This is a genomic window from Psychrobacter sp. CX10 (assembly GCF_057621575.2).
In genome coordinates this window covers 2,216,890-2,236,965 of the sequence record NZ_CM177736.1, presented here as the reverse complement: position 1 = coordinate 2,236,965, position 20,076 = coordinate 2,216,890, and the positions used below count along the sequence as shown (strand labels likewise).

Here is a 20,076-nt window from a genome sequence, read left to right as displayed (position 1 = left end):
GTCAAAATTCTATAAGTTGTTTATCGACCTTATAAAGTCTACGTCTGTTTCTAATTTGAACACTTAACTTAAAAGGATAAACAGTTGTCTACTCAAACTGAATCTACCCCTATCGGCAAAGTCGTATGCGTTGGCCGAAATTATGCTGCTCATGCTAAAGAGCTTGGCAATGAGGTGCCGACACGACCCATTTTGTTTATCAAGCCCGCCTCTAGCGTGATCAGTATTGATGAGCCTATTGCGAGTCAAGTTGTAGATACCCCTCGCGATACTACTTATGTGGTTCATTACGAAGCCGAATTATGTTTGCGTATCGCAAAACCGCTGAATTCAGCGTCAGTAGATACCGTGAAATCCATTGACGGGTTAATTGATGCCGTTACCCTAGGACTGGATTTGACATTGAGAGACTTACAAAGTGCTTTAAAGGCAAAAGGTCATCCGTGGGAGCGTTCCAAATGCTTTGATGGGTCCTGTATCTTATGCGATTGGGTATCAGCTGATAATTTTAATGATTTAAACCGCTTAAGGTATCAGCTTTTTATCAATGATAAGCTCACTCAAGACGGGGATACAAAATTAATGTTATTTCCCATATATGAGCTGCTAAGTGAAGTTAGTTATGCGTTCAGTCTACAGGCTGGTGATGTCATCATGACGGGTACACCAAGTGGGGTGGGCGTATTGCAACGTGGAGATAGTCTATTATTAAAGCTAAATTCACATGAATGGCAAACTACTGTACTTTAAAAATAAAGTTTTTAGTGTATAAATGCTTACAAAACGAAAAGCTAAATATTAAAAGAGATACTTAAAACTGATTATGAGATTTGCATTTAAGGTCATTGCATTATATTTAGTTAAAGCCGACCACAACGAGATAACTTTGAGGTTACATTTGAGCTTTATACATTTACATAAATAATAGATACTATTTAATACTTAATTATTTGGGTAATATGAAGTCATGTCTAAACTTAAATTTGGTGAAAACGACACCACGCACGAAAGATACGCAAAACGTGGAAAATACCCTAAATATGCAAAGTGTGATTTGATAACTCATGGTGACCCTATTTATTTAAACGAACTGTCTGAAAAGCTTAACGAATTAGACTATCTCGATGTCGATGAAATTTCGTACTCGTTAATGGACAGCTGCGCATCAATAAAAGACGATCCTGTTACTCTAAATGATTTGTTTGAAGGCTTAGGTCAGCTCATGGTGACTGGCGTGGTTGAGGTCACCAAAATTATAGAAGACATTCATTCTGAAATCCTCTTACGACCTTTTGGTAGATTTAATGACCATCATCGCAGTCGATGGCAAAGGGGCGTAACCAGACAGGCTTATAATCTTGTACGATTCTCTATGCATCATACGGGCAGCCGCTTAACCTCATCAGGCTCCAAATTTTATAAAGGCATCTCTAAACGTCGTGTCAAGCCTTTGCCCGATGTGCTTAAATCTTTTGTCAATGTTTTGAATGGTGTGATGGGGGATCATCTCGTTCGTCTCAATAATCCACTTGCGGTACCTATTAGTTTTTATGACAGATATGGTCAAATTCATAGCAACAGTCATAAGTTGTCAGGTCGTATCATTATTATGTGTCATGGGCTATGCCTAAGTTATTCATCTTGGCATCCGTGTCAAGAAGATAGCCTTGGTGAGAACATTGCAAAAGCAATGCCGCAGGACACCATTTTATATTTAGATTACAATACAGGGCGCCGTATATCGCAAAATGGTCGGTGTTTGGCGCATCTAATTCATCAATTGGTCGAGCAAAATCCTGACATCACTCAGATTGATTTGGTGGGATATAGCATGGGTGGCTTGGTCGCCCGTAGCGCTATGTTCTATGCTGATCAGCTGGGTTTAAACTGGTACGAAAGAATTGGCAATCTAGTGACTATTGGCTCACCACATCAGGGCGCAGTGCTCGAGCGTATTGGGGCGCATGTATTAGATATTATAGGCGGTGTGCCATTTGCAGGCTCTTTATCACGTTTAGGAAGCATTCGTAGTGCCGGTATCATAGATTTGCGTCATGGCAGTGTCTGTGATGAAGATTGGATGCACTTAGATAAACGTGATGTGCTTCCAGAAGATTTCCGTCATCCGGTTAAATTACCCAAACACATTAACGCTTTTTTTATAGCAGGTAATATTGTTGGTGGCTTGTATGATTCAAGAGCGACAAGTCTGGTAGGTGACGGTTTGGTCTCAGTGGAATCAGCATTAGGTGAAGACTCGTTAGAGCATACGTTGGTGGTACCTGAAGGGCATAAAGCCGTCTTTTATGAAGTCAATCATATCAATCTTCAATATGACAGGCGCGTTCATGATCAAGTGGTGGCATGGCTTGAAGATAATGGTAAAAGCGATTTTTCCATGGAATTTCGGGTTCAGTCTTATCCCTATCAGCTCATTAGAGAGCCTATTTAACTGCCTATCATTTAAACAGTCTATCAATTAAACAGTCAATCATTTTAACTGTCCATTAATTTAACTGTCCACTAATTTAACTGTCTATCAATCAGTCAATCAATCAATCGACTCGACTATCTATATTCAGTCAAAAGTCTGTTCAACCATAAAATTTTAAACTAACAAGCCCTCTAATGTCTATACATTAGAGGGCTTGATGCTTTTATTAATTATGAACAGCTATAGTCGGCGAACTTATAAAGAGTCACGGTGTTAACCTCGTTAAGCCTACCCTAGTAGTACTTGCACTCGGTTGCCTTGTGACTACTTTAAAGTTCTTTGACTATATTAACTAAAGATCTCTTCAACATCTGATTGATCAAATTTGTAAACTGAACCACAAAATGAACAGTCCATTTCAAATAAACCTTCTTGTTCTTCAATGATGTCATTCGCTTCGGCTTGACCCAGTTGGCGTAATGCCGCTTCGCACTTTTCACGAGAGCAGGTACAGCCAAATTCAAGCGATACAGGGCTTGGTGCGACGACTTTTTCTTCATTATATAAACGATAGATAATTTCGCTTGCATCCAAAGTGGTCAATTCTTCAAACTTAACCGTACGTGTTAATAGGGTTAAACGTGTCCATAAGTCATCATCAATACCCGCTGCCTCATCTTGTTCAACTTCGTAAAGTTCATCAGCAGTACGAGGCAGCATTTGCACTAAAATTCCGCCCGCTTGCAACCCATCACATGCCAAATTAATGAGTGAAGGGATTTGCGCCGATTGTAGTTGATAATGAGCCAAACATTCAGCAAGATTATCATAACCACGTTCTACGATACCTTGATAAGCCTCTCCTTGACGAGGCTGGATATTAATAAACATTACCCCTTTACCTAAGTCGCCAAGCTCAGCAAAGGCTTCATTAGCCGTGGTTTTGTGAGACCATGCCTGCTGCTGCTCTTCGGTATCATGTTTCCAGCTTGCGAGCGCCCTAATTATGCCACTTTGGTCACATTCTGCCATTGCCCAGTTTAATAATGAGGTTTCATCAGATGATTGCAATTGAATGGATAGCGTACCATCGATTTTTAAGGTACCGATCAACAAGCTTGCCGCAGTTAGCATTTCACCTAGTAATCGTTTTATAGATTCTGGATAGTCACGCTGAGCGGTAATGGTGGCATAGCTTTGTTGTAGACGAACAACGTCTCCACGCACAGGGGAGTCTTCAATAAAAAAGCGTTGGCGTAAATCGTTTGCGGTTGCAGTCTCATCGTTTTTTGACATAGGGTTTTCAGACATAGGTTTTTTAGACATAGAATTTTGAGTGTTATTATTTTGAGTCATAAATTTATCCGATAAATATACAGTTTTATTTATATGGGGTGAGACGACTTTTATTCAATATCTGCATCTAATTTTGGTAGAAGTATAGACTTATGACGCTAACCAGAATTAAAAGATATATGGCTAAATTTAAAAATGACTACTGATATTTTCTTTTATTTGACACAGGTTGTTATGAAGATTTAAACTACAAACAGTTAACAACTGTATTCTGAAATAACTGACTTAGATAAATAAGTATTGCTGATAGTTTTTGAATAGATATAGTTAGTATAAAGAAGTTTAAATAGAATAAATAAGTTTATTAAATGGAATTAAGTCAACGTGTTGGTATGAATAGCAGTGTCTAGCCTATAACAGGACTGTTGCGTGTCAACGTATAATTAAAGCGAAAGGATTCGTTATGATTGGTAATACCCATTCTACCCCCTCATTACCTACTGCTAATGCTTCACTAGATTTTAGCCAAATACCCAGTATTAGCATGGGTGCTAAATCTGCTAATGCCCCCCTAAATACTAGCCATGATGCAGGCCCAAAAACGGCTTTAATCGAAGCGACCATTGGGGACTTCTTTGATGCCATCGTAGCCAAATATCCTGACCAAGAAGCTTTGGTGGTATGTCACCAAGACATCCGCTGGACCTATCGTGAGCTACACCAAAAAGTAAATCAGCTTGCCAGTGCTATGATAGAAATGGGATTAGAGATAGGCGATCGCGTCGGAATCTGGTCACATAATAATGCTGAATGGCTGCTCATGCAGCTAGCTACGGCTAAAGTCGGGGTTGTTTTAGTCAATATTAATCCAGCCTACCGAAGCTTTGAGCTGCAATATGCGCTTAATAAGTTAGGGTGCTCGGCACTGGTACTCATGCGCCATTTTAAAACGAGTGATTATGCCAATATTGTGCGTGAATTATGTCCTGAGATATATCATAAAACGTATACTCAGTTAGATTTGGTTGAAATTCCTACAGTAGAACGCATCATTTGGATTGACGAGCAGGACACTGACGAAACGTTCAGCTTTATGCAAAAGTTCTCCGAATGGATGCAAGAAGGGGACGCTAACGACCCACGAGTGGCAGAGCGCCAAGCACAGCTCAAAAACACCGATCCAATTAACGTCCAGTTTACCAGTGGTACAACAGGAACGCCAAAAGGCGCTACCTTAACTCACCGCAATATTCTAAACAATGGTTATTTTATCGGCGAGGCAATGGACTTAAGTTCAGACGATCGCTTATGTATTCCTGTACCACTATATCACTGCTTTGGTATGGTACTGGGGAATTTAGCAATAATGACACATGGTGGCTGTATTGTTTATCCCAACGATGGGTTTGAGCCCTTAAGCGTACTCAAGGCCGTTGAAAAAGAAAAATGTACCGCTCTGCACGGCGTGCCGACGATGTTTATCGCAGAGTTAGATCATCCAGAGTTTAATCAATACGATCTATCAACGCTGCGTACCGGCATTATGGCAGGATCAAGCTGTCCAATTGAGGTCATGCGCCGTGTGATTGATGAGATGCACATGGATGAGGTGACCATCGCCTACGGTATGACAGAAACCAGCCCTGTCTCTTGTCAAACCAATAAGCATACGCCGCTTGATAAGCAGGTATCTACTGTGGGATTGGTGCAGCCCAATATCGAAGTTAAAATCGTCGATACAGAATCTGGTGAGGTGGTACCAATTGGAGAAACGGGCGAGTTATTAACCCGAGGCTATTCGGTAATGAAATGCTATTGGGGCAGCCGATTTAAAACTAAACAAGCCATTCAAGACGGCTGGATGCATACCGGCGACCTCGCCACAATGGATGAAGATGGCTATATTAAAGTTGTTGGACGCAGTAAGGATATGGTAATCAGAGGGGGCGAGAATATCTATCCTGTTGAGATAGAGAATTACTTATATCGTCATCCGAAGATTAGCGATGTTCAAATAGTTGGCGTACCAGACAAAAAATACGGAGAAGTATTGGCCGCTTGGATTATTCCCAAAAAAGACACCGAGCTTACAGAAGATGAGGTAAAGCAGTTCTGTAAAGAAAATATCGCTTATTATAAAGTGCCACAGTACTACCGCTTTGTGAAAGAATATCCTATGACCATCACAGGAAAAATCCAAAAGTATAAAATCACAGATATGATGATCGAAGAGATTGGTTTATAATGCGCACGCTGATGGATACAACCATAACTACTTTAATTGTTTAAAACATTGATTCACTGAAAGCATTATTCAATATTGCATCCACATTTAGGATAGAAAAGGGACGACATGAGTGCCACTATTAACAGTAAGATGAGTCCAAATTCAAAGGAATTTGCCAATAATACGGCTGCCATGCAGGCTTTAGTAGATGACTTGCATGCCCATCTTAAAAGAATTGCTCAAGGTGGGCCTGAGCGATCTCGTCTTAAGCATCTTGCCCGAGGCAAACTCCTACCTCGTGAGCGCGTGGAGCGGCTCTTAGATCCAAATACGGCTTTTTTAGAAGTTGCACCTATGGCGGCTTTTAATATGTACGATGCAGACATCCCCGCAGCAGGTGTTATAGCAGGGATTGGGCGTATCAATGGTATAGAGTGCATGATCGTGTGTAATGATGCGACTGTCAAAGGCGGCACTTATTATCCGATGACTGTCAAAAAACACTTGCGCGCCCAAGAGATTGCTAAAGAGAATAATTTACCATGTGTGTATTTGGTAGATTCGGGCGGTGCGAACTTGCCTAACCAAGATGAGGTGTTCCCTGATAAAGAGCATTTTGGACGTATCTTCTTTAACCAAGCTAACATGAGTGCAGCAGGAATACCGCAAATAGCTGTGGTAATGGGTAGCTGTACGGCGGGCGGCGCCTATGTGCCCGCTATGAGCGATGAATCTATTATTGTAAAAGACCAAGGCACTATCTTTTTGGGTGGTCCGCCTTTGGTGAAAGCCGCCACAGGAGAGGTGGTCAGCGCAGAAGATTTGGGCGGCGGTGATGTTCATACTCGGCTATCAGGCGTGGTCGATTATCTCGCTCAAAATGATTTACATGCCTTGTCGCTTGCACGGGATATCGTAGGTAACCTTAACCGTGAACCCAAAAACGTAACAAATCAAATCGAGCCAAGACCACCTAAGTACGATGCTAAAGAATTATATGGCGTAATCCCGACCGATACGCGAAAGCCATTTGATATCAGAGAAATTATTGCACGTATTGTGGATGCCAGTGAATTTGATGAATTTAAATCACGCTTTGGTACTACCTTGGTATGCGGCTTTGCTCATATTGAAGGCATGAAAGTGGGCATCATTGCCAATAATGGTATTTTATTTAGTGAGTCAGCCCAAAAAGGTACTCACTTTATTGAGCTGTGCTGCAAACGCAAAATTCCTTTGGTATTTTTGCAAAACATTACAGGGTTTATGGTAGGCCGAAAATACGAAAATGAGGGCATAGCACGTCATGGTGCCAAAATGGTGATGGCAGTTGCCAATGCCAGTGTGCCTAAATTTACAGTCATTGTCGGCGGCTCCTTTGGTGCGGGTAACTATGGTATGTGTGGACGTGCTTATAGTCCAAGGTTCTTATGGATGTGGCCGAACGCGCGTATCTCAGTGATGGGCGGCGATCAAGCTGCTTCGGTATTGGCAACGGTAAAGCGTGACAATATTGAGCGTAAAGGTGAGACATGGAGCGCTGAGGAAGAAGAAGCTTTTAAAGCGCCATATAAAGAGATGTATGAGCAGCAAGGTCATCCTTATTACGCCAGCGCGCGACTTTGGGACGATGGGGTGATTGATCCTGCCGACACTCGCAATGTATTAGCACTCGGCTTAAGCGCTGCTTATAACGCAGATATTGAAGAAACGACATTTGGTGTGTTTAGGATTTAACTTACTGTTCAACTTGTAACTTACGATTTACCTTAAGGTTTTTTTAAAAGTTCAGGTTAAAGTTTAGCTAAAGCCATTAAAGCTAAGAAGTATCGGTTTAAATTGTTTCATGAACGGCCTTTATTAACATACTATAATCAAAGAAATCTTAAATGGTTACAAGGCAGCCGAGTGCAAGTACTACTATTGTAGGGCGAGCGAGGTTAACACCGTAACCGTTTAGTATTTCGCTGACTATATTAACTCTTTCTGACTTTTATTTATATATTGAACGCTTAACTCAATGAGATATTTATGACTGAAAAAAACACGCTATCCAGTTCATTCGCCAATTTGGATAAGCTGTCCACCTTAAACCTAACGATTAGCAATTATATCGCAACCGTTACTTTAGCACGTCCCGATAAGCGCAATGCCTTTAATGACGAGGTTATAGAAGAGTTAAACCGAGCGTTTACGCAGCTTAGTAACTCGCTAGCGGATGAGGTGCGTGTGATCGTCCTAGCGGCACAAGGTAAAGCCTTTTGTGCAGGTGCTGATTTGAATTGGATGCGGGCAATGGCAGATTATACCCGTACTGAAAACTTAGCCGATGCAGATAAGTTGGCTCAGATGCTTAGAGTCATTTACGACTGTCCTAAACCTACGGTAGCAGCTATTCAAGGCGATGTTTATGCAGGGGGAATTGGACTCATCTCAGCGTGCGATATCGCGATAGCAGTCGACACTGCAAACTTTTGTTTGAGTGAAGTACGTTTAGGATTAGCGCCAACGACCATAAGCCCTTATGTTATACGGGCAATGGGCGCACGCGCCGCTCATCGTTATTTCTTAACGGCTGAGGTGTTCGATGCTAAAGAAGCTCAGCGTATTGGACTTATTCACGAATACGTCCAACAAGATGCGCTTGAAGAAAAAATAGCAACCATAATTAAAAAGCTTAGTAACAATAGCCCTAATGCTGTCACTGTATGCAAGCAATTATTGCATAATGTGGCAGGTGAGACTATTGATGACTCGCTTATTTCAAAGACAGTAGCGGGTATTGCAGACATTAGAGCATCTAATGAGGGCAAAGAAGGGGTTCAGTCGTTTTTACAAAAGCGTAAGCCTAATTGGTTGCTTTAAATGTCAATATTAATGCCAATTTTAGTGCCAATATTAATACCAACAGATCCAAACGTTAGCGAAGCTATTTGTTGACAATTGACACGACTTAATCATGCTACAGATACTCTCATATACCCTCTATTGGTCTTTAATAAGCAATTGACGTAATGCGCTAAGCGACATGCTATAAAAGACATCTACTGATAGGGCCAGATTAAAAGAGCTTACATTAAAGGAATAAACATGTTTTCTAAGATACTAATCGCCAATCGTGGAGAGATTGCCTGCCGCGTTGCTGCGAGTGCCAAACTGATGGGTGTACGCACAGTAGCTGTGTATTCAGATGCAGACAGACACGCAAAGCACGTTAGTGTATGTGATGAAGCGGTATATTTGGGCGGCTCAGCCCCGAAAGACAGTTATCTTAAGGGCGACTTATTGATTCAAATTGCTAAGGAGACAAGGGCTGAGGCCATACATCCTGGCTATGGCTTTTTGAGTGAAAATGCCTCGTTTGCAAAAGCTTGCGAGGAGGCAGGTGTTGTATTTATCGGGCCTTCTGCATCAGCCATTACCGCTATGGGTTTAAAGTCTGAGTCAAAGCAGCTGATGGAAACTGCTGGCGTGCCATTAATCCCAGGTTATCATGGTGATAATCAAGATCCTGAATTTTTGCATAAAGAAGCAGACAGAATTGGCTATCCCTTACTTATTAAAGCCAGTTCCGGGGGTGGCGGTAAAGGCATGCGTTTGGTTGAGCGCAGTGAAGACTTTATTAGCCTATTGGATTCTTGTCGCCGTGAAGCCATTACAAGTTTCGGTAACGATGCCGTATTACTTGAAAAATATGCGTTAAATCCGCGTCATATTGAGATTCAAGTATTTGGTGATAGTCATGGTAATTATGTGCATCTGTTTGAGCGCGATTGTTCGGTACAGCGCCGCCATCAAAAAGTATTAGAGGAAGCGCCAGCGCCAGGGGTTGATGAGACCATGCGTGAGGCAATGGGCACTGCGGCCATTAATGCAGCGCGTGCGGTCAACTATGTGGGGGCGGGTACGGTAGAATTTATCATTGAGCAGCGCCCAAATGCCGATGGCAAAGTCGAGATGGGTTTTTATTTCATGGAGATGAATACCCGCCTACAAGTTGAGCACCCCGTCACCGAAGCCATTACTGGCGTAGATCTGGTAAAGTGGCAGCTATTAGTGGCAGCTGGCGGCGAGATTCCATTAAAGCAAGAAGACTTAGCTATTCATGGTCATTCGATTGAAGCGCGTATCTGCGCTGAAAACCCTGATAATGACTTTTTGCCAGCAACAGGTAGCTTATATACGTACCGAAAGCCTGAGCATACAAAGTTTACAGTGGGTTCAGTACGGGTGGATGATGGGGTAGAAGAAGGTGATGTCATCAGCCCCTTTTATGACTCTATGATTGCAAAACTTATTGTACATGCCCCAACTCGCGACCAAGCGCTTGCAAAGTTGGATCAGGCATTGGCACAAACTAGAATCGTAGGTTTACCTAATAACGTGGCTTTTTTACGCCACATACTTGCTACCGAATCATTTAGTCAAGCCAAACTAGATACCGCTTTGATTGAACGGGAAAAAGAGAACTTATTTAATCAGCAGCCATTATCGCTTGAGACCCTGGTATCGGCTGCTGTTGTGCATAAGCTTAATGAAGATCAGCAAACTTGGCATAATGATAAAGCGCATGCACAGGGTTTTGATCCCTTTACTCGCTATGGGGGTTGGCGCGGGTTTAGCGACTATACACGGCAATTTAGTCTGGTAATTAATGATGATGATAGCGATGAGCAGCATTATGTGGCTATCATTAGTGAGTGTGAGCCAGTAGATGATATGTCGGGGCAGGAACAAAGTGGTAAACTTACTTTAACGATTCGACCCCTAAGCGCAGATGAGGATGTTAGTAAGCCACAGCCTATGACATTACTGCCTGATGCCACTCAAGATACTACTCAAAATACCACTAAAAATAAGAGTGTCTATAGCAGTCAAATAGAATATAAAGTGACAAATGGCGATACTTATATATTATGGTTAGACAAAAAGCGTCTAACTGTTCAAAGCTGGATTGAGGGTGAAAAGTTACATATATTCACCCATAGCGGCAGTGGAATTATCACCCTAATCGATGCGATGGCACATGTGGAAGGTGACACGCAAGCGGCGGGTAGTTTAAAGTCTCCGATGCCAGGACAAGTAGTGACCTTCAAAGTTTCTGAGGGTGATAACGTCAAACAAGGCGACCCTTTAGCAGTCATTGAAGCGATGAAAATTGAGCATACGATTAACGCACCGGCCGATGGTGTGGTCGCTGAGCTGTTATTCGCACCAGGTGATTTAGTAGCAGATGGAGATGAGCTGTTAAGATTGGATACCGAATAAGCAGATACATGGTATTTGTGAATTATACGTTAACCCAAACAGCGCTATCGCTCAAAAGCGGTATTAACCCTAAATGTATTTCACTCAAATGTACCATTATATTGTAATAAACCTAAATTAGATAAAGTTATGTCAATAAACTATCCAGATCACGTTGAAATTATAGATGTCAGCCCCCGCGATGGACTGCAAAACGAAAAGCAGACAGTACCTACTGAGATAAAATTCAAACTTATTGAAGATTTGATTGAGGCGGGTATTAAAAAGTTAGAAGCGACCAGTTTTGTGTCGCCAAAATGGGTGCCGCAAATGGGAGACAATGGTGAGCTGATGCAGCGGATTAATGAATCACGCCGACCAGAGGTTTGCTATTCGGTATTAACCCCAAATATGCGCGGCTTTGACAATGCGCTGGTTTTTTCACCAGATGAAGTGGTTATATTCGGTTCAGCCAGCGAAACATTTAGCCAAAAGAATATAAATTGTAGTATAGATGAAAGTATTGAGCGCTTTGCTCCTGTTACAGCGGCAGCAAAAGACGCTGGTATTAAGGTGCGCGGAGTTATTTCGTGTACTGTGGGCTGTCCTTATGAAGGTGAGATTGAACCGAGCCAAGTCGCGTATGTCACAAAGCGTTTGGTCGATATTGGTGCTGAGCATATTGGTATCGCTGATACGATTGGGGTGGGCACCCCCATAAAAGTACAAAATGCCTTAAAAGCAGCTTTTGAATATATCGACGTACAACATATTTCTGGTCATTTCCATGATACCTATGGGCAAGCTTTAGCAAATATTTTGGCATCACTAAGCTTAGGTGTTGCTCAATTTGACACCTCAGCAGCAGGTTTAGGGGGATGTCCATATGCTAAAGGAGCAACAGGTAATGTAGCGACCGAAGATGTGGTCTATATGTTACACGGTATGGGTATCGAAACCGGTATTGATTTAGATAAGCTTGCCCTTGCAGGACAACGTATCAGCGACTTTTTACAGCGCAAAAACGGCTCCAAAGTAGCCACTGCGCTTTTAAACCAACAGCAGTGCTAAATAGCAGTTTAAGTTAAGCGCTCCTTTAATAACATGACATTAATCTTCATGACGATGAACAAATAAGGATTTTTATGAGTTTACCAGGATTAGATTTTCAATTAGGTGAAGACATTCAGGCACTGCGCGATACCGTGCGTGCTTTTGCAGAAAAAGAGATCATACCGCGAGCTGCTGAGATTGATAGCAGCGATGCGTTCCCGATGGACTTATGGGAAAAGATGGGCGATTTAGGCCTGCATGGTATCACCGTACCAGAAGAGTATGGCGGTGTAGAAATGGGTTACGTGGCGCATATGATTGCTATGGAAGAGATAAGCCGAGCGTCAGCTTCTGTGGCGTTAAGCTATGGCGCCCACTCAAACTTATGTATTAATCAGCTAAAACGCAACGGCAGTGACGCGCAGAAACACAAGTTTTTACCCAAACTTATTAGTGGTGAATTTATAGGCGCATTGGCCATGAGTGAGCCAGGTGCTGGCTCGGATGTCACCAGTATGAAGCTACGCGCTGAAGCTAAAGACGGCGGCTATGTGCTAAGCGGCAGTAAAATGTGGATTACCAACGGGCCTGATGCGGATGTGATGGTGGTATATGCCAAAACCAGTCCAGAGCTCGGTGCAAAAGGTATTACTGCATTTATAGTTGAAAAAGGGATGGAGGGCTTTGGTACGGCGCAAAAACTCGATAAGCTGGGTATGCGTGGCAGTAATACAGGAGAGATGATCTTTAATGATGTATTTGTGCCTGAAGAAAACATTATGGGCGGGTTAAATAATGGCGTTAAAGTCTTAATGAGCGGTTTAGATTACGAACGCGCTGTATTGGCAGCGGGTCCAGTGGGCATTATGCAAGCGGTTATGGATAACGTGGTTCCCTACATTCACGACCGAAAGCAGTTTGGTCAGCCGATTGGTGAGTTTCAACTGATCCAAGGTAAAGTAGCCGATATGTATACCATTTTACAAGCAGGCCGAAGCTTCTTATATACGGTGGGTAAGAACCTAGATATGTTAGATGCTCGCGGTGAAGGGCATAGCCGTCAGGTGCGTAAAGACTGCGCCAGTGTTATATTGTGGTGTGCTGAAAAAGCGACATGGATGGCTGGCGAAGGTATTCAAATATTTGGCGGTAATGGCTATACTAACGAATATCCCTTAGGTCGATTCTGGCGTGATGCCAAACTGTATGAGATTGGTGCTGGTACAAGTGAGATTCGTCGCATGTTGATAGGACGTGAATTGTTTAATGAAACCAAATAGCCCGTAGGTTGTATTAAAGTAGTGTTGATTATTAACGAGTCAAAATATAGTCAGCGAATTATTAAACGGTTACAGCGTTAACCTCGCTAGCCCTACAATAGTAGTACTAGCACTCGGTTGCCTTGTAACCATTTTAGACTTCTTTGACTATATAATAAGCTGATAAATTCATTAGTTCTTTAGATCCACAGCCAAGAGCATACTTAATAAAAAACCCAGCTTAAGCTGGGTTTTCTATTTAGAATCAATGTTTAGCTCATCAGCATAGAGGGCTATTGAGTCTGGAACCAGCTATCTGCTTGACTGCGGGCAGTGGCCATATCAGAGTTTGAGAGGTTTAACGCAAGCTTACCAATCTTACCACGGGCTTTATCACGTACTTTTTCATTTAGCATGCCATCACGAGCAGATAAGTCATACCATTTATACGCATCTACAAGGTTACGCTGCTTCTCATCGATTAAAGCTAAGGTATAGCTGGCACGATTATCACCACGCTTAGCAGCACGCTCTAACCAAAAACGAGCTTGTTGTTCATTAACTGCAACCCCTTCGCCACGGGCGTACATGATACCGAGGTTAAGTTGAGCAGGTGTTATATTTTGATTGGCAGCACGGGTATACCATTCGATGGCTTTACGTGTGTCTTTTTGCACGCCAATTCCTTTTTGGTAGCGCTTCGCTAAATAAAACTGAGCATGATCATTGCCTTGATTCGCACGAGCAGTTAAATCGCTAACGCTCATAATCTCGAAACGAGACGTATCTAAAGGTACATTTGAAATTAGCTCAGCTTGAGCCATACCAGCGGTAGCAAACAAGGCAGTAAATAAGGCAGCTTTAAAAAGTTTCATACGGATTATTCCAAAATCTAACTGTGTTTAATAATAGAGTGAACTTAATGGGTAAACTAAATCTATGTCTTCAATATAAACCAATGCGCGTATTCTATAATAATAAAATACTCGTCAATAGCGTTTAAAATTTAAAATCAGAATAAATTTGATGATTTAGATAACACATATATAACAGGTTTTACATAGCTTAACATTGCGTAATCGTAAACTCAAACCAAATTGATACGTAATTATTCTGAACATTTATATTAAATTTTATTAATCTATAGAAAAATATAACTATTAATTTTAAATTTTAATCAGTGTAATTTGAATTAGTATTTTTTTTAAAGGTACTAGGGTGGGTCTTAAATCATTTAAAAGTATGAGTAGTTGAATATTTGTTAAAGTATTAAAGTAAGTGACTTATTTATAATCATTATTAGGTTATCTTAATAATAGCAATGTCGTTAATTTTTATATATGATAAATAATGTGTTACACGATGTTTAGCATTCGACTATTTTATTACCTAACTATTTTGAATTTATAAGCGGGGGAAGCTATGTCTAAATCTATGCCAAAAACTATATCAAAAACTATGCCAAACGCGGCGGCTACAACCACACCTAAAGTGTCCGTCAAAAGCATGCCAAAAATATCAGTTAAAAGATTTTTACTGGCTTCTGCTGTCAGTGGCGCTTTATTGTCACTAGCAACACCTGCACTTGCAGATTTGGATAAGGGCAGCTATCAGTTATCAAGCCATGTTCTCGACATCAGTACAGGCAAGCCTGCTCCCAATGTCAAAATTCAGCTGATGATGCAACAAAATAACGGCACTTGGACGTTATTAAATGCTAAGCGAACAGATGAAAATGGTCGAGTTAATGATTTTCTGCCAGGTAATGCCAGTCACGAGGGGACGTACAAGTTAATTTTTGAGACCACGCCCTATTTCTTTAAGCAAGGTGTCAAATCCTTTTACCCTTATATTGAAGTTAATTTTAAAATAGAAGATGACGCACATTATCATGTCCCGATTACTTTGTCGCCTTATGGTTATAGTACGTATCGAGGTAGCTAGATATTCAAAAAATACGCAATGTAAGTACAAAAAAAGATAACCTTTCAAAGTTGAAGGCTTATCTTTTTAAAATAATCAATTTTAGGAGATGCTAATGAGCGCGATTATTTTACCTATTCTTTAACAATGAACATGACTATAGCGGTTTAGTCACACGATATATCGCTACCTCAGCGAGTAAGTTAGGGGCTTTTTTTACAACTTTACTCATTAGGCTTGAACGCTTATCGGTACCAAAGCCAGAATCTGTGACGGCGTATCGATTAACAATCTTAATATCATGGTCAAAACATAGCTTTTCAAAATCTTTAAAGGTGCAAAGATGTATATTTGGCGTGTTATACCACTCGTAGGGCAAAGCCTCTGAGACAGGCATAAGACCTTTAATACCTAGATGTAAACGATTTTGCCAGTGGGCAAAGTTTGGGAAAGTGATTACGGCCTCTCGTCCAACACGCAGCATGTCAAGTAGTAGAATATCGGGTTCTTTTACCGCTTGAAGCGCTCGTGCCATGACTACTGTATCAAAGCTATTATCAGCAAATCTTGCCAACCCATCATTTAGATCTTGTTCAATAATATTAAGACCTTTAGTGATACCTTCATTTATTTTATCTTCATCAAGCTCAAGGCCGTAACCTGTCACATTGAGCGTTTTATGCATATGTTCTAATAGTGAGCCATCACCGCACCCCAGATCCAGTACACGAGAATTGGGTTTGATCCAGCGTTTGGTAAGTTCATGATCAATTCTCATATGAGGCACTCCTAACCGAATGTGTTGATGACTTTTGATTCAAAGTATCTAATAAAGGGGCATTCAAAAACCCACTTACTGCGCCCATATACCTAGGAATGTCGAATAAAAAAGAATCGTGGCCATGCGGAGCATCAACATTTACATAACTCACCGCTTTGTTATTAGCCATCAAGGCATCGACAATTTCTTCAGAACGGCTTGGTGCAAAACGCCAATCGGTAGTAAATGACACGACCAAAAACTGGCACTGGGTATGGGCTAGCGTTAGCTCTAATGCTTGCTGGTCAGTCAAACTTTCATCCTCAACATAATCTCGACTGGTATCGAAATAATCTAAGGCTTTGGTCATCAAAAGATAGGTATTGGCATCGAAATTTTTACTAAAGCGCTCACCTTGGTAGCGCAAATAGCTTTCAACCTGAAATTCGACATCATAGCCATACATAAACTTACCAGACTTTAAATCACGCCCAAACTTAGACTTCATCGCATCTTCGGTAAGATAAGTAATATGCCCAACCATACGTGCCAATATAAGCCCACGACGCGGATAGGTGCCTACTTCTAAATAGCGACCCTTATTAAAATCCGGGTCTGACAATATCGACTGACGCGCAACTTCATTAAAAGCAATGTTTTGCGCGGATAATTTGGGCGTGCTAGCAATAATAATGCAGCGTTTTAAACGGTTGGGGTAATCAACTGACCATTGTAGTGCCTGCATGCCGCCCATCGAGCCACCCACAATCGAATACCAAGTCTCAATACCTAATCGATCAGAAAATAGAGCTTGCGTATATACCCAGTCCTTGATTGTAATAAGTGGAAAGTCAGGCCCATAAGGCTGACCCGTTTCTGGATTGATGGTAGTTGGTCCTGTCGAGCCATGACAACTGCCAATGTTATTTAAACAAACCACATAATATTTGTTGGTATCGATAGCTTTGTTTGGGCCAATCATGTTGTCCCACCAGCCTGGTTTTTTGTCGTCTTCACTGTGCCATCCTGCCGCATGATGGCTACCAGAGAGCGCATGACATATTAAGATTGCATTTGATTTATCAGCATTTAGCGTTCCATAAGTTTCATAAACGAGATCAAACTTTGGTAAAGTACGATTACATTCTAAAGTTAACGGGGTATCGAAATGCATCGTCTGCGGGGTAACAATACCCACAGAATTAGCAAGTTTTGGATCTGTCGGTGTCGCTTTTGCACTTAAATTTGAAAGGGTACTCAAAATTACCTCAATTATGATATTTGCTTCGTGTGTGTTGATAGTTCCTTCAATGGCTTTTAAAGAGGTTAGAACCGCCAAACCTTATGATACAGCCCCTAACTATACGAATAATGAAAGTAAAAGGATATGGCTTTTGCTATTTTAGGGGTAAGGACGAATAAGTACAACTTACTTCTGTAGTAACTGAGCCGATATACCTAAGCCAACACACTTAAACAAAGTCTGTATAGATAGAAAAGTCCTATTTAGAAAGACTAACGTATAACATACTTATTAAAGCATGAGCTCAGTATAGTCAAAATAGCATCAACTTTATTCAAAGAAGTCTAAAATGGTCACAAGGCAACCGATTGCAAGTACTACTCATGTAGGCTTAGCTTGGTTAACGCCGTAACCGTTTAGTAGTTCGCTGAATATAATGGTACACTCACAGAACCTAAACTATGAGTTATGAACGTCATTGTATAATCAAATATGGTTTAAATTATCATAGAACGCTTTATTCTCGCTCGTTCAAATGTTTCAGAAAGGACATTTTTCATACTATGAAACCGAATAATCCCCCTCGTATTGCTGTTTTATTGGTAAACCTTGGTACCCCTGATGAGCCGACTGCACCCGCAGTACGTCGCTATTTAAAGCAGTTTTTATCGGATCCTCGAGTTATTGAAATTCCTCAGTTTTTGTGGGCAATTATCTTAAATTTGTTTGTACTGCCAACACGGCCAAAGCGTGTTGCCGAAGCGTATGCCAGTGTGTGGGAAGGGGATTCACCCATACGCAGAATATTAGGTGAGCAAGTGGACCTATTGCAAAAGCGCTTAGTCAATTCAGTTGCACCGTTTGAAGTCTCTGTACATCCCGCCATGACCTATGGTAATCCAGGTCTCCCTGATGTTATGGATAACCTGCGTCGTGAAGGCGTTGATCATTTTGTCATTCTGCCGCTGTTTCCACAGTACTCAGCTACCTCTGGCGGCGCGGTATATGATGCAGTCACCAAGTGGTCTTTAAAGCAGCGCAACTTGCCAAATCTAACTATTGTTAAAGATTATTTTGCTCATCCTTTATATATTAAAGCGCTGGCCGACTCTATCAGACGCTTCCAAGCTGAGCATGGCAAGCCTGATAAGCTAATGTTTAGCTTCCACGGTATTCCGCAGCCGTACGCAGACAAAGGTGATCCGTACCCTAAGCGCTGTAAATGTACAGCAGCACAAGTGGCGCATGAATTGGGACTTAATGAAGATGAATGGATTATCAGCTTCCAATCACGCTTTGGCAAACAAGAGTGGGTGAAGCCTTATACTGATGTGACCTTAGAAGAGTGGGGACAAGCGGGCGTGAATTCAGTACAAGTGGTCAGTCCCGCTTTTTCAGCCGACTGCTTAGAGACTTTAGAAGAGCTTGCAATGGAGAACCGCGACAACTTTATAAATGCTGGCGGTAAAGAATATCATTATATCCCTGCACTAAATACAGATGACGCTCATATAGACCTAATGGAAGCGCTAACGAAGCCCTTAGTCAAAGGATGGGTCGCTACCCTAGATGGGTGGGTGTAGCTTATTTTCAAAAGCTATCATTAAAATTAACAAAGCCTCCTTATAAACTAAGGAGGCTTTGTTTAAAAGCTAAAAGATTAATTAATTAAACGCTCAAAACTAAATAGCTAATAGCGTTTGTGTCATTAACGTATAAGCTTGTTTGAAATTAATTCATACATAATATTATTCGTCTTCAAAGCTGTGAGAGACTGCATCCTTATCCGCTATATCTTCAATCTGTGGATAATCCTTATCGTCCAACGCATCTTCAATAAGTACCTCATCAATGCGAGCCTCATCGATATTCTGACGGTGCATTGGGGTCAAACCTTCTTGTAAGTTATCGCTTTCATTAGCAATATCTAAATCGATAGCAGTATCAATTGGGTCTTTCATAATTTATCCTTAAATATAAATAGCTAAGAAATAAAAATAGCTACAGTAAATAATTTTATAAGTATTTATAGGGTTTGATCACGAGGTAGCTCAGCTTCCTGTGAAGCGCCCGCCATATCACGGTCTAAAGAGTAGAAGTTAGCATTGTTGTCTTTGCTTTCTGAGGCTAAAGCAAATTTATCACGTAGCTTATCAATTAACGCTTCTTCTTCAATTTGCTCTTTAACAAACCATTGTAAGAAATTAAATGTTGGCCAATCTCTTTCATCAAACGCTTTATCTACTAACGCATAAATCTTTTTAGAGTTATCAAGTTCATGTTGCCATACATCTTCAATACAAGACTCTAAATCTACAGGATTATCACGAGGGGCTGGAATAGTCGTAATTTTAGCCTCTCCACCACGTGTCTGTATGTATTCTAAAAATTTGAACATGTGCTGGCGCTCTTCTTCTGAATGCTTATAGAAGAATTCGGCTATACCTGCATAGTTATTAGAATCTGCCCATATGCCTAAAGATAAATAGGCTTGAGCCTGTGCTGCCTCATTATTCATCTGCTCATTTAGAGCTTGTTCCATCTGATCTGAAATACGTTTATCACTCATATGTCTTCCTTATTAAAAGTTATATAAAATTTTGTAGGGTGGAACACATTATAAAAGCTTTATTT

16 protein-coding genes are annotated in these 20,076 nt (G+C 41.2%); 10 read left to right on the top strand and 6 right to left on the bottom strand.

Annotated features, from left to right (window positions below; all coding sequences use genetic code 11):
- Nucleotides 1–84 precede the first annotated feature (84 nt).
- Both AC21OH_RS09000 and AC21OH_RS08995 read left to right on the top strand, forming a co-directional pair.
- Complete coding sequence (locus AC21OH_RS09000; protein ID WP_487370276.1) at nt 85–750, top strand: fumarylacetoacetate hydrolase family protein; 666 nt, start codon at nt 85–87, stop codon at nt 748–750.
- A 217-nt stretch (nt 751–967) separates the two neighbouring features.
- A complete protein-coding gene (locus AC21OH_RS08995) occupies nt 968–2,452 on the top strand; it encodes a PGAP1-like alpha/beta domain-containing protein (RefSeq protein WP_487370277.1) in 1,485 nt (494 codons plus the stop codon).
- 330 nt (nt 2,453–2,782) lie between these two features.
- On the opposite strand, the gene hslO is transcribed toward AC21OH_RS08995, so the two are convergent.
- On the bottom strand, nt 2,783–3,730 hold the full coding sequence (gene hslO, locus AC21OH_RS08990) for an Hsp33 family molecular chaperone HslO (RefSeq protein ID WP_487370286.1): 948 nt from the start codon (nt 3,728–3,730) through the stop codon (nt 2,783–2,785).
- Nucleotides 3,731–4,193: 463 nt separating this feature from the next.
- Between hslO and AC21OH_RS08985 the strand changes: the two genes are divergently transcribed.
- The 6 genes from AC21OH_RS08985 to AC21OH_RS08960 all read left to right on the top strand — a co-directional run bounded on the left by AC21OH_RS08985 (nt 4,194) and on the right by AC21OH_RS08960 (nt 13,537).
- Nucleotides 4,194–5,975 (top strand): AMP-binding protein, encoded by a 1,782-nt coding sequence (locus AC21OH_RS08985; RefSeq protein WP_487370278.1) that lies wholly within the window; start codon nt 4,194–4,196, stop codon nt 5,973–5,975.
- Between the two features lie 108 nt (nt 5,976–6,083).
- Nucleotides 6,084–7,694 (top strand): carboxyl transferase domain-containing protein, encoded by a 1,611-nt coding sequence (locus tag AC21OH_RS08980; RefSeq protein ID WP_487370279.1) that lies wholly within the window; start codon nt 6,084–6,086, stop codon nt 7,692–7,694.
- A gap of 294 nt (nt 7,695–7,988) precedes the next feature.
- A complete protein-coding gene (locus AC21OH_RS08975; RefSeq protein ID WP_487370280.1) occupies nt 7,989–8,822 on the top strand; it encodes an enoyl-CoA hydratase/isomerase family protein in 834 nt (277 codons plus the stop codon).
- Between the two features lie 225 nt (nt 8,823–9,047).
- Nucleotides 9,048–11,225, top strand: a complete 2,178-nt coding sequence (locus AC21OH_RS08970) for an acetyl/propionyl/methylcrotonyl-CoA carboxylase subunit alpha (RefSeq protein ID WP_487370281.1) — start codon at nt 9,048–9,050, stop codon at nt 11,223–11,225.
- A 129-nt stretch (nt 11,226–11,354) separates the two neighbouring features.
- On the top strand, nt 11,355–12,275 hold the full coding sequence (locus AC21OH_RS08965; protein ID WP_487370282.1) for a hydroxymethylglutaryl-CoA lyase: 921 nt from the start codon (nt 11,355–11,357) through the stop codon (nt 12,273–12,275).
- Nucleotides 12,276–12,349: 74 nt separating this feature from the next.
- The gene (locus AC21OH_RS08960; protein WP_487370283.1) at nt 12,350–13,537 is read left to right on the top strand and encodes an isovaleryl-CoA dehydrogenase; all 1,188 of its coding nucleotides are present in this window, start codon (nt 12,350–12,352) and stop codon (nt 13,535–13,537) included.
- Nucleotides 13,538–13,809: 272 nt separating this feature from the next.
- Here AC21OH_RS08960 and AC21OH_RS08955 read toward each other — a convergent pair whose 3' ends face one another.
- Nucleotides 13,810–14,391, bottom strand: coding sequence for a tetratricopeptide repeat protein (locus AC21OH_RS08955; RefSeq protein WP_486536309.1), 582 nt, complete (start codon nt 14,389–14,391; stop codon nt 13,810–13,812).
- A 547-nt stretch (nt 14,392–14,938) separates the two neighbouring features.
- Here AC21OH_RS08955 and uraH point away from each other — a divergent pair.
- A complete protein-coding gene (gene uraH / locus AC21OH_RS08950) occupies nt 14,939–15,460 on the top strand; it encodes a hydroxyisourate hydrolase (protein WP_487371598.1) in 522 nt (173 codons plus the stop codon).
- 136 nt (nt 15,461–15,596) lie between these two features.
- Here the strand turns inward: uraH and metW are convergent, their stop codons facing one another.
- Together metW and metX are read right to left on the bottom strand one after the other, a co-directional pair.
- On the bottom strand, nt 15,597–16,217 hold the full coding sequence (gene metW, locus AC21OH_RS08945) for a methionine biosynthesis protein MetW (RefSeq protein WP_487371597.1): 621 nt from the start codon (nt 16,215–16,217) through the stop codon (nt 15,597–15,599).
- The gene (gene metX / locus AC21OH_RS08940) at nt 16,207–17,373 is read right to left on the bottom strand and encodes a homoserine O-succinyltransferase MetX (RefSeq protein ID WP_491140419.1); all 1,167 of its coding nucleotides are present in this window, start codon (nt 17,371–17,373) and stop codon (nt 16,207–16,209) included. Before metX ends, metW begins: the two co-directional genes overlap by 11 nt.
- Nucleotides 17,374–18,005: 632 nt before the next feature.
- On the opposite strand from metX, the gene hemH reads away from it, so the two are divergent.
- Entirely contained in the window at nt 18,006–19,025 is a 1,020-nt protein-coding gene (gene hemH, locus AC21OH_RS08935) for a ferrochelatase (protein WP_486536304.1), read from the top strand.
- Between the two features lie 165 nt (nt 19,026–19,190).
- On the opposite strand, the gene AC21OH_RS08930 is transcribed toward hemH, so the two are convergent.
- Complete coding sequence (locus tag AC21OH_RS08930; RefSeq protein WP_486536303.1) at nt 19,191–19,403, bottom strand: hypothetical protein; 213 nt, start codon at nt 19,401–19,403, stop codon at nt 19,191–19,193.
- A gap of 65 nt (nt 19,404–19,468) precedes the next feature.
- A complete protein-coding gene (locus AC21OH_RS08925; protein WP_486536302.1) occupies nt 19,469–20,011 on the bottom strand; it encodes a ferritin in 543 nt (180 codons plus the stop codon).
- Between the last annotated feature and the right edge of the window lie 65 nt (nt 20,012–20,076).